Genomic DNA, 9,720 nt, shown 5'->3' on the forward strand with positions numbered 1-9,720 from the left:
TTGGTCTTGCCCCTGTCAAGTAGACAACCTAAAAAAGCTAAGCAGCGAGCGCGTTTCGATATTCAATCGGTGCGCGTTTCTTTAGTTTCTTTTGTCTTCGTTTGTAATTGTAATGATAGATGTAATCTTCAAGGGCTTGCTCTAGCTCTTCTTCTGAAATACACTTGTCTATATACAACTTCTCTGTTTTGAGGTGTGAGAAGAATGATTCTACACAGGCATTATCCAGGCAGTTTCCTTTTCGAGAGTGGCTGCCCTTGATGCCATAAGCCTCTAATCGATTGTTGTATAGCTTTGACGTATACTGGAAGCCCTGATCCGAATGGAGAACGGCTCCAGCTACGTCTTTTTTCTTTGTCCATTTATCTACCGTATTTAACACAAGTTCGAGATCGTTTCTCTTGGATAGCTCCCAACTTACTATTTCATTATTGAAAAGATCCTGAATAACGGATAAATAATAAAATTCTTCTCCAACAGACACATAGGTAATATCCGTTACCATCTTTTGATTAGGTCCAGCAGCCTTGAAATTCCTCTTAAGGCGATTGGGGAAGATGACTGAAGGACTATGGCCATGTCGTTTTCTCTTCTTCCGGATGACTGATTGTATATCCATTTCCGTCATAAGCTTATAGACCTTTTTATGATTGATAGAATAACCATTTTCATTTAGTTCATCTGTGATACGCGGCCGGCCAAATTCGGGATGCATGAAGTGGATTCCCATAATGTGCTCGCGAATATCCTGTTCCTTCCCAGCCTTCTCTTCCCGTTGAGTGTTGGTTTTCCTCCATTTGTAATAACTTGCAGGTTTGATGTAGGCAATCTCTAGCAGCCAGGAGACAGGATAGTCACTTCTTAATTCATCTATCAGTTTATATTTTATTCTTCTGGGAATGTCTTTTCCTCCTTTACCAGATTTGGATACTGCTTTTTTAAATATTCAACCTGTGCTTTTAAATAATCTCTTTCCTCTTCAACTGACTTAAATTTAGTCCTGGGCCTGCCTTTTAAAGGATTGAACACTCCTTTACGCTCATCAAAAGGTACTCCATTTTTCCATTTCCTAACCCACACTTTAAGCTGGCTGCAATGACGGATTCCCAACTCTTCTGCCAATACTTTATAACTCTTTGAACCATTCACGTATTTCATTACAGCATTACGTTTGAACTCCTCTGAATAGCTATTAAAAGTTTGTCCTTTCTTTGCCATAGAAAAATCCCCTCCAAGTAGCATTCTTTCCTCCATGGTAACATGAAGGTTTTTTTGAATGTCTACTTAAAGGGGACAATAACAGATTCAGCTGGTTTTTTTTATAAGGCACCCAAAAAATGACTGGAAAAAAGCTTGCTGGTTTTTGTGTATGAAAAAGAGGGAAGGTATTTGCAGGATAAAAGGTTTGGCAAAAAATACTTGAAAATAACTCGTGAATATTATGTGATTTTAAAAGCTTTTTTTAATGAAATCCTTTACAATAAAGTGAAACTCTTTAATTAAACAAACTTAGATTAAATGAAGCTGGAAAGAGGATAGGAGTTTTATATGTTATTTTATCGTACATATGTGAAAGATGAATCCTTGCCCTGGGTAACCTTTGTGCACGGCGCAGGGGGAAGCTCTGCAATTTGGTATAAACAAATGAGAGAGTATAAAAAGCAGTTTAATGTTCTGCTGGTAGATTTGCGCGGACATGGACAGTCTGGCAGAGGCACCTGGGAGGAAGGGGATCATTTCTCGGAAGTGTCCGAGGAGATTGTTGATGTTCTGGATTATCTTCATATCGAAGAATCTCATTTTGTCGGCATTTCTTTGGGAACGATTGTGATTCAGACGATTGCCAAGGAACATCCTGAAAGGGTGGCTTCCATGATTCTTGGGGGAGCCATAACGGAATTAAACTGGCGGACCAGATTTCTGATTGCCATAGCCAATATGACAAAGTATATTCTCCCTTATATGCTTCTTTACCGCTTATTTGCCTGGATCATTATGCCGAAAAGAAACCATCTTGAATCGAGGCATGCATTTGTTAGGCAAGCGGCGAAAATGTGCCAAAAGGAATTTATTAATTGGCTATCCCTGACCAAGTCGGTGAATCCTTACCTGGAAAAACTGCAGACAAGCATTTCCCACACTCCAACCCTTTTCATTATGGGACAGGAGGACCACTTGTTTATTAAGTCTGTAAAAACAATTGCCCATAAAGCGAAAACAGCAACTTTTACGGTTATTAAAAATGCAGGTCATGTCTGTAATATTGATGAACCGGATACATTTAACAGAATTACAATTGAGTTTATTAATAGGCAAAAAAGAAGATTAGCTTCATAAGAAATGTGCACAGTTCCTAAAATTTGACAGCTTTGCATTATCTTTAAAAAAGATCCTTTATATGAAGGATTCTTTTTTTGGGATGACAGAAAATTTTCAATAATGGGAAAAAAGCCAATTGACTTTTGAATGAAGCGGTGATAATCTTACCAATATGGAAAAAAATGAAAAGGAGGGGTACAAAATGATCTTAATCCATCATCTTCAAAAAGCAGCTGAAAACAGAAAAATTGTAACCTCTCCTATTTGTCATATAAAAATGTAAACAGGTTAATCCTTCACATTTTTGGAGCACAGGTTACATTCCGTAACGTGTGCTCTTTTGTCTTTTAGACATATCGCATGCCGCGGTATGTCTTTTTGTGTCTTGTTGAGGGGAAAATTTCCAACGGGAGACCCAGGCCATGCCTGTTTCCAAATATAATTGCATAAACAGTGAGTTGCTGTTTATGCAAAAAACAACACTAGGAGGAGATTTATATGAAGGTACTAAGAATGGAAAGAAAAGCATTTTTACAAGAGGATCTGGACGGCGGCTAGTTAAGGATTAGTCATGGGCTTTATGCCGGAAAGGGGAGAGGACTTTGTTTTCGATTTTAGGAAAATTAAGCTGGTTTTTTAAAGAAAACTGGAAACGGTATACGGTAGCAATTACCCTGTTAATTATTGTCGGTATCCTTGATGTTATGCCTCCAAGGCTTGTCGGGATGGCGATTGATGATATCCATCTGGGTGAAATGAATAGCGCAAAAATACTGGAATACCTTGGTTTATTGGCTTTAATCACGATTGTTTCTTATGCCATTACGTATATATGGATGTATCAGCTGTTTGGCGGTGCTTTCCTGGTGGAAAGAAAACTGCGCTCACAGTTTATGGGACATCTGCTGAAAATGACGCCAACATTTTTTGAGAAAAACCGTACAGGTGATTTGATGGCCAGGGCAACCAATGATTTAAAAGCCATTTCGGTTACAGCCGGTTTTGGTATTTTAACTTTGGTGGATTCGAGTGTTTTTATGCTGACGATTTTGTTTACGATGGGGTTCTTAGTGAGCTGGAAATTAACATTTGCAGCCATTTTGCCTCTTCCTATTATGGCCTACTTAATAAAAGTGTACGGCAAGAAGATACACACCCGCTTTATGAGTGCACAGGATGCATTTGGTGAACTGAATGACCGGGTTCTTGAATCGGTTTCTGGAGTTAGGGTGGTGCGGGCTTATGTGCAGGAAAGAGCTGATCAGCAGCGTTTCCATAATTTGACGGAGGATGTATATAAGAAAAATATTGAAGTTGCCAAAATTGATTCCTTGTTTGAGCCAACTATTAAAATCATTGTTGGACTCAGCTATCTTATTGGGCTTGGATATGGGGCCTACCTTGTGTTCCATCAGTCCATTACATTGGGCCAGCTTGTATCCTTCAATGTGTATTTAGGGATGCTGATTTGGCCGATGTTTGCAATCGGAGAATTAATTAATGTCATGCAGAGAGGCAATGCGTCTTTAGATCGCGTTCAGGAAACTTTATCTGCAGAACAGGATGTAAAGAATCCCGAAGTACCTTCTTTGGTTGATACACCGGACCATGTTTCATTTTCAGATGTTGACTTTAAATATCCTTCATCCAAAGCAGTAAATCTGAAGGGGATCCAATTGCATATTGAGCGTGGAGAAACTCTGGGGGTTGTTGGAAAAACGGGAAGCGGAAAGACCACTTTTATTAAGCAGCTGTTGAGGGAGTACCCTGCTGGAAATGGTATGCTTGCGATTACAGACGTTCCGATTGAAGAACAGGCTCTTGAAAGAACAAGAGGCTGGATCGGCTATGTTCCACAGGATCATGTTCTGTTTTCAAGAACTGTCAGGGAAAACATCCTTTTTGGAAAAGAGGATGCAACTGAAGAGGATATGGAGAGAGCGATTGATCTGGCGGCATTCCGCAAGGATCTCGAACTCCTTCCTGAAGGGCTTGAAACGCTTGTCGGGGAAAAAGGGGTTGCCTTATCAGGAGGCCAAAAACAGCGAATTTCAATCGCACGTGCACTTATAAAAGACCCGGAAATTCTGATATTGGATGACTCATTGTCCGCAGTTGATGCGAAAACAGAGAAAAAAATCATCGATAATATCCGATCTGAACGGAAGAACAAAACGACGATTATTACAACGCACCGGATGTCCGCGGTTCAGCATGCAGACCATATTATTGTCCTTAATGAAGGCGAAATTGTTGAAGAAGGCACACATCAAGAACTAATGGCTTTGGAAGGCTGGTACAAGGAACAATTTGTGAGGCAGCAAACTCAAGCTGCTGCGGAAGAGGGGGTGCTTTCATGACCACAGGGAAGCGGTTATATCAATAGGCACTTCATTACAAAAAAATGATTATTGCCGCGCTGCTAATGCTTACGGTAGCCGTTGCAGCTGATCTCGCAGGTCCATTTATCGCCAAGAAGATGATTGATGAGCATATCCTTGGCATTGAATCTGTTTGGTACCAAACGCAAGGTGGCGAAGAAGCAGTTGGGTATAATGGCGATTTTTATAAAAAAGAGCAGGATATATCCAATGGAGAGCAAAAATTGGATCAGGCTCGTATTCTGCAGGCAGGAAGCCAGTTTATCTTTGTGAATGGGGAAATTGCTTTCGATGGGGAGAGAACTTTTAAAGACGGCACCCTATTGATTGAAAAAGGCGGCCAAACAGAAGCTTACGAAGGGAAGGCGCTGACGAGGGAGGAGTTAATGCAATTCTACAGGCCGGAAATTCCGAAAATGATTCAGCTGCTGGCATTTTACTTTGGATTATTGGTAATAGCTGCATTTTTTCAGTATGGCCAGCGCTTCTATCTTCAAAAGACGGCTAACAGGATTATCCAGAAGATGAGAAAGGATGTTTTTGGACAAATACAAAGGCTTCCAATCAGCTATTATGATAATTTGCCCGCCGGAAAGGTAGTTGCCAGAATAACGAACGATACAGAAGCGATACGTGAGCTGTACGTCACTGTATTAGCGACATTTTTTACAAGCGCTATTTATATTTCGGGTATTTATATCGCGTTATTTATTCTGAATGCCAAGCTTGCTGCAATTTGCTTACTATTGCTTCCAGTTTTATATATATGGACGGCAGTATACCGTAAGTTTGCATCGAAGTACAATCATGTCATCAGGTCAAGAGTAAGTGATATTAACGGAATGATTAACGAATCGATTCAAGGAATGAGCATTATCCAGGCATTCAGCCGGGAAAAAGAGACCCAAAAGGATTTTGAAAAACTGAATACAGAGCATTTTACTTTTCAAAATAAAATGCTTAGCCTTAATTCACTGACATCCCACAATTTGGTTGCAGTTTTAAGGAATGTGGTGTTCGTGGCATTTATTTGGTACTTTGGCGGGGAATCTTTAAAGGCATCATCTGTTATTTCACTCGGAATGCTTTATGCTTTTGTAGACTATATTAACCGTCTTTTCCAGCCGGTACAGGGCATTGTCAACCAATTGGCCAATCTGGAACAGGCACTTGTAGCAGGAGAAAGGGTCTTTACATTGCTTGATGAAGATGGCATTGATATCAGTGATAAGAAAATGCCGCGCTATAAGGGAAATGTGGCATTTAATCATGTGCATTTCGGCTATAAGGAAAAGGAATATGTATTAAAGGATATCAATTTTGAAGCGAAGCACGGAGAAACAGTTGCTCTGGTTGGCCATACCGGATCAGGAAAAAGCTCAATTATGAATTTGCTGTTTCGTTTTTATGATTGCCAGGAAGGCAGAATCATGATTGATGGCATGAATATTAAAGAAATGCCAAGACAGGAACTTCGTAAGCATATGGGAATTGTTCTGCAGGATCCGTTTTTGTTTACCGGGACCATTGCATCCAATGTCAGCCTTGATGACCCCGATATTTCACGCGAGAAAGTGGAAAAGGCCCTAAGAGATGTTGGGGCAGACAAGATTTTTCAGAACCTTGAAAAAGGCTTTGATGAGCCGGTTATTGAAAAAGGCAGCACGCTCTCCAGCGGACAAAGGCAGCTCATATCTTTTGCTCGGGCACTGGCATTTGATCCTGCCATTTTAATACTGGATGAGGCTACCTCGAGCATTGATACCGAAACAGAATTGATTATTCAGGAAGCGATGGATGTCCTGAAAAAAGGAAGAACCACCTTTATCATCGCCCACAGATTGTCAACTATCCGCAACGCTGATCAAATCCTTGTTCTCGACAGGGGAAAAATTGTCGAAAAGGGTAATCATGACGAATTAATGATGCAAAAGGGCAAGTATTATCAAATGTATCAGCTTCAGCAGGGTTCGACACTTGCTGGGTAAAGAGGCTGACTCAAAAGGTCGTTGAAAAACGACTCTTTTGAGTCAGTTTTTTGTTTTGAAAGCATTTTTTTTCGTTTTTGGGCAAGATGTTGTTGGGGGAATTAATGTCCTTGAAGGTTCCAGATCTCAGTAAGGAAATTTTGCGATTATGTTCATAAAACATTCATTACTCCGACACAGAATAGTACTGAGTCACATATTCCCTGACATCCATTCCATGATAGCTTGAAATTATCATACATATTTGGAGGGATGTAACGTGGAGGAATTTTCTATTACATTGGCAATTGCCAGTATTATGGTACTTGGATACTTCATTGGCTATACGATTGTTAAGCAATAGCTGCCGGCTCCACAGTCAGCAGTTTTTTTGGACAATTCTCCTGAATTCCAAATTTTATCATTAAAGTTTGAAAATCAGGGAAAAGAATATATATGAACTATAGTGATTATTTTAAGGAGGTATGAAATTTGGCTGATTTTAGAATCGAGAAAGATACACTAGGTGAAGTGAAGGTTCCGGCTGATAAATATTGGGGAGCGCAGACTCAGCGTAGCAAGGATAATTTTAAGATCGGCATCGAGAAAATGCCGATGGAACTGATTTATGCGTTTGCAAAGGTTAAAAGAGCGGCTGCGGTAGTGAATAATAAGCTCGGCAAGCTTCCTGATAAAAAAAAGGAAGCTATTACGCAAGCATGCGATGAAATTCTTGCACATAAATTCGACGGCCATTTTCCGCTGGTGGTTTGGCAGACAGGAAGCGGGACACAGTCGAATATGAATGTGAATGAGGTTGTGGCAAAAAGGGCCAATGAAATACTGAAGGGACAGGGACATTATGACTTGAAAGTCCACCCAAATGATGATGTTAATATGTCTCAAAGTTCAAATGACACATTTCCGACAGCCATGCACATAGCTGCTTATACGGAAGTGGAAGAAAGGTTAATTCCCTCATTAAGGGAATTAAAAGAGACGATTGAAACAAAAGAAAGTGCCTATAATACTATCGTCAAAATAGGAAGAACCCATTTGCAGGATGCAACTCCGCTTACATTAGGCCAAGAAATAAGCGGATGGCGGGCCATGCTTGAAAAAAATGAAGAAATGCTTGGGGAGGCAAGAAAGTATCTCTTGGATTTAGCAATTGGAGGTACAGCGGTAGGAACTGGAATCAATGCAGGTAAGTCATTCGGAGATGAAATGGCAAAAGAAATTTCCCGCCTCACAGGTTATCCATTCCGCTCTTCCGCAAACAAATTCCAGGCGCTGACCAGCCATAATGAAATTGTTCATTTACATGGGGCGATCAAAGCGCTTGCAGCAGATCTTATGAAGATTGCCAATGATGTACGCTGGCTGGCAAGCGGACCGCGCAGCGGCATAGGGGAACTTTCGATCCCAGCTAATGAACCGGGCAGCTCAATTATGCCGGGAAAGGTAAACCCAACACAAAGTGAAGCCCTTACGATGGTAGTTTGCCAAGTTTTCGGAAATGATGCTTCTATCGGTTTTGCTGCAAGCCAGGGCAATTTTGAATTAAACGTATTTAAACCAGTCATTATTTATAACCTTCTTCAAAGCATTAGAATCCTTTCTGATGGAATGGCTTCCTTCAATGAGAAATGTATGGAAGGACTGGAAGCTAATGAAGAAGTCATTCAAGGCCATGTTGAAAGGTCATTAATGCTTGTAACTGCCCTTAATCCACATATTGGATATGAAAAGGCAGCCGAGATTGCCAAGCTGGCTTTCAAGGAAAATACAACATTGAAAGAAGCCGCATTAAAAACTGGCTACATTACTGAGAAGCAATATGAAGAATGGGTTGTTCCTGAAAAGATGGTGTAAATATAAAAGGGCCCCCTTGCGAGAAGGAGGGCCCAGCCATATTTATTCATTTATTCCTGCTAAGTTATTAGAATGAACCGCCGCCAAGCTGCTGCTCAGCCATTTGTACAAGGCGTTTTGTAATTTCTCCACCAACAGATCCGTTAGCGCGAGAAGTTGTTTCTGCACCAAGGTTTACGCCAAATTCAGTAGCGATTTCGAACTTCATTTGGTCTAGTGCTTGTGCTACTCCTGGTACTAGTAATTGGTTTGAGGAATTGCTTCTGCTAGATGTTTGGTTGTTCATGTGATTTCCTCCTCATAATTTTTTGTTGGTTTTGGCTGGGTTAGCTGGAATTGCACCAGCGCAAGGATAAATATCCTGCTCCACTGCCTGGCTTAACCCATCGATTTAGGTATGCGGCCTTGCTGCCGCTGTATTTACCTTCTATTATGTTTGATTTATAAAAGTTTATTCTCTTATTAAATCGGGAATTTTTTCCTTGAAAGCTTTCTGTTTAGGAGTCTTACATAACAAAGCTGAAACAAACAAAACATATTAGAAATAAACCTTGAAAAATGAAAGTGAGAGGTTCTGAAAATGGCTATTTGTCCCGTTTGCAATGGATTTGAAAAACTGGAAGCAACCTGCAGCTCCTGTGGAAAGAAAATGGAGGACAGCGGAAGAATCATGGATTTTTATGATGACTACAGCGCCTATATGCCTATTGACCAAATGAAGTTGGAAGATGGCTATCCTGGGGATTATAAAAAAGAGGAATGTCCGCATCTGCTAAAATGTCCATCATGCGGCTATGATACGGTTACATTTATTAAAGAATAGATATCAGCAATTTAAAACCCCGCCATGCTGGTCAAGCCCCATGCCCATCAAGCGAAGTTAAAATCATACCCTCAAAATGAAAAAACGCTATGCTTATCGTAAGAAGTTTACGAGAAAGGATGGCGTTTTTGATGAATCCTATCATTTCAAATGAACTGAATCTTTTTGCACAAGAACTACAATACTTTTTATCTCCAGTAGTCTTACAAGATATCGCCAAACAAGTTGGCTTTGTACAGCGATCTAGTAAGTATCAAGCAAACGAACTCATTGCCCTTTGCGTATGGCTTAGTCAAGAAATCGCTAGCACATCACTTACACAATTGTGCAGTCAGTTAGAAGCTTCCACTGGGGT

8 protein-coding genes and 1 pseudogene are annotated in these 9,720 nt (G+C 40.4%); 6 read left to right on the forward strand and 3 right to left on the reverse strand.

Annotated features, from left to right (window positions below; all coding sequences use genetic code 11):
* Nucleotides 1-37 precede the first annotated feature (37 nt).
* On the reverse strand, nucleotides 38-946 hold the full coding sequence (locus tag L634_RS0127075; protein ID WP_442852692.1) for an IS3 family transposase: 909 nt from the start codon (nucleotides 944-946) through the stop codon (nucleotides 38-40).
* On the reverse strand, nucleotides 886-1,218 hold the full coding sequence (locus L634_RS35025; protein ID WP_026581951.1) for a transposase: 333 nt from the start codon (nucleotides 1,216-1,218) through the stop codon (nucleotides 886-888). The genes L634_RS0127075 and L634_RS35025 overlap by 61 nt, the downstream gene beginning before the upstream one ends.
* A 330-nt stretch (nucleotides 1,219-1,548) precedes the next feature.
* Between L634_RS35025 and L634_RS0127090 the strand changes: the two genes are divergently transcribed.
* The 4 genes from L634_RS0127090 to fumC all read left to right on the forward strand — a co-directional run bounded on the left by L634_RS0127090 (nucleotide 1,549) and on the right by fumC (nucleotide 8,542).
* Complete coding sequence (locus L634_RS0127090) at nucleotides 1,549-2,337, forward strand: alpha/beta fold hydrolase (protein ID WP_026585106.1); 789 nt, start codon at nucleotides 1,549-1,551, stop codon at nucleotides 2,335-2,337.
* Nucleotides 2,338-2,921: 584 nt separating this feature from the next.
* Nucleotides 2,922-4,679, forward strand: a complete 1,758-nt coding sequence (locus tag L634_RS0127105; protein ID WP_026585107.1) for an ABC transporter ATP-binding protein — start codon at nucleotides 2,922-2,924, stop codon at nucleotides 4,677-4,679.
* 65 nt (nucleotides 4,680-4,744) lie between these two features.
* Nucleotides 4,745-6,688: an ABC transporter ATP-binding protein gene (locus L634_RS31895; protein WP_442852723.1), complete on the forward strand. Its 1,944-nt coding sequence runs from the start codon at nucleotides 4,745-4,747 to the stop codon at nucleotides 6,686-6,688.
* Between the two features lie 471 nt (nucleotides 6,689-7,159).
* Nucleotides 7,160-8,542 (forward strand): class II fumarate hydratase, encoded by a 1,383-nt coding sequence (fumC, locus tag L634_RS0127120; RefSeq protein WP_026585108.1) that lies wholly within the window; start codon nucleotides 7,160-7,162, stop codon nucleotides 8,540-8,542.
* A 67-nt stretch (nucleotides 8,543-8,609) separates the two neighbouring features.
* Here fumC and L634_RS0127125 read toward each other — a convergent pair whose 3' ends face one another.
* On the reverse strand, nucleotides 8,610-8,828 hold the full coding sequence (locus L634_RS0127125) for an alpha/beta-type small acid-soluble spore protein (protein ID WP_026585109.1): 219 nt from the start codon (nucleotides 8,826-8,828) through the stop codon (nucleotides 8,610-8,612).
* Between the two features lie 294 nt (nucleotides 8,829-9,122).
* Between L634_RS0127125 and L634_RS0127130 the strand changes: the two genes are divergently transcribed.
* Both L634_RS0127130 and L634_RS0127135 read left to right on the forward strand, forming a co-directional pair.
* Nucleotides 9,123-9,365: a hypothetical protein gene (locus tag L634_RS0127130; RefSeq protein WP_026585110.1), complete on the forward strand. Its 243-nt coding sequence runs from the start codon at nucleotides 9,123-9,125 to the stop codon at nucleotides 9,363-9,365.
* 131 nt (nucleotides 9,366-9,496) lie between these two features.
* Nucleotides 9,497-9,720: pseudogene (locus L634_RS0127135) on the forward strand (IS4 family transposase); the annotation flags it as partial.

The sequence above is a fragment of the Bacillus sp. J33 genome (genome assembly GCF_000518885.1).
GTDB lineage: Bacteria > Bacillota > Bacilli > Bacillales > Cytobacillaceae > Cytobacillus.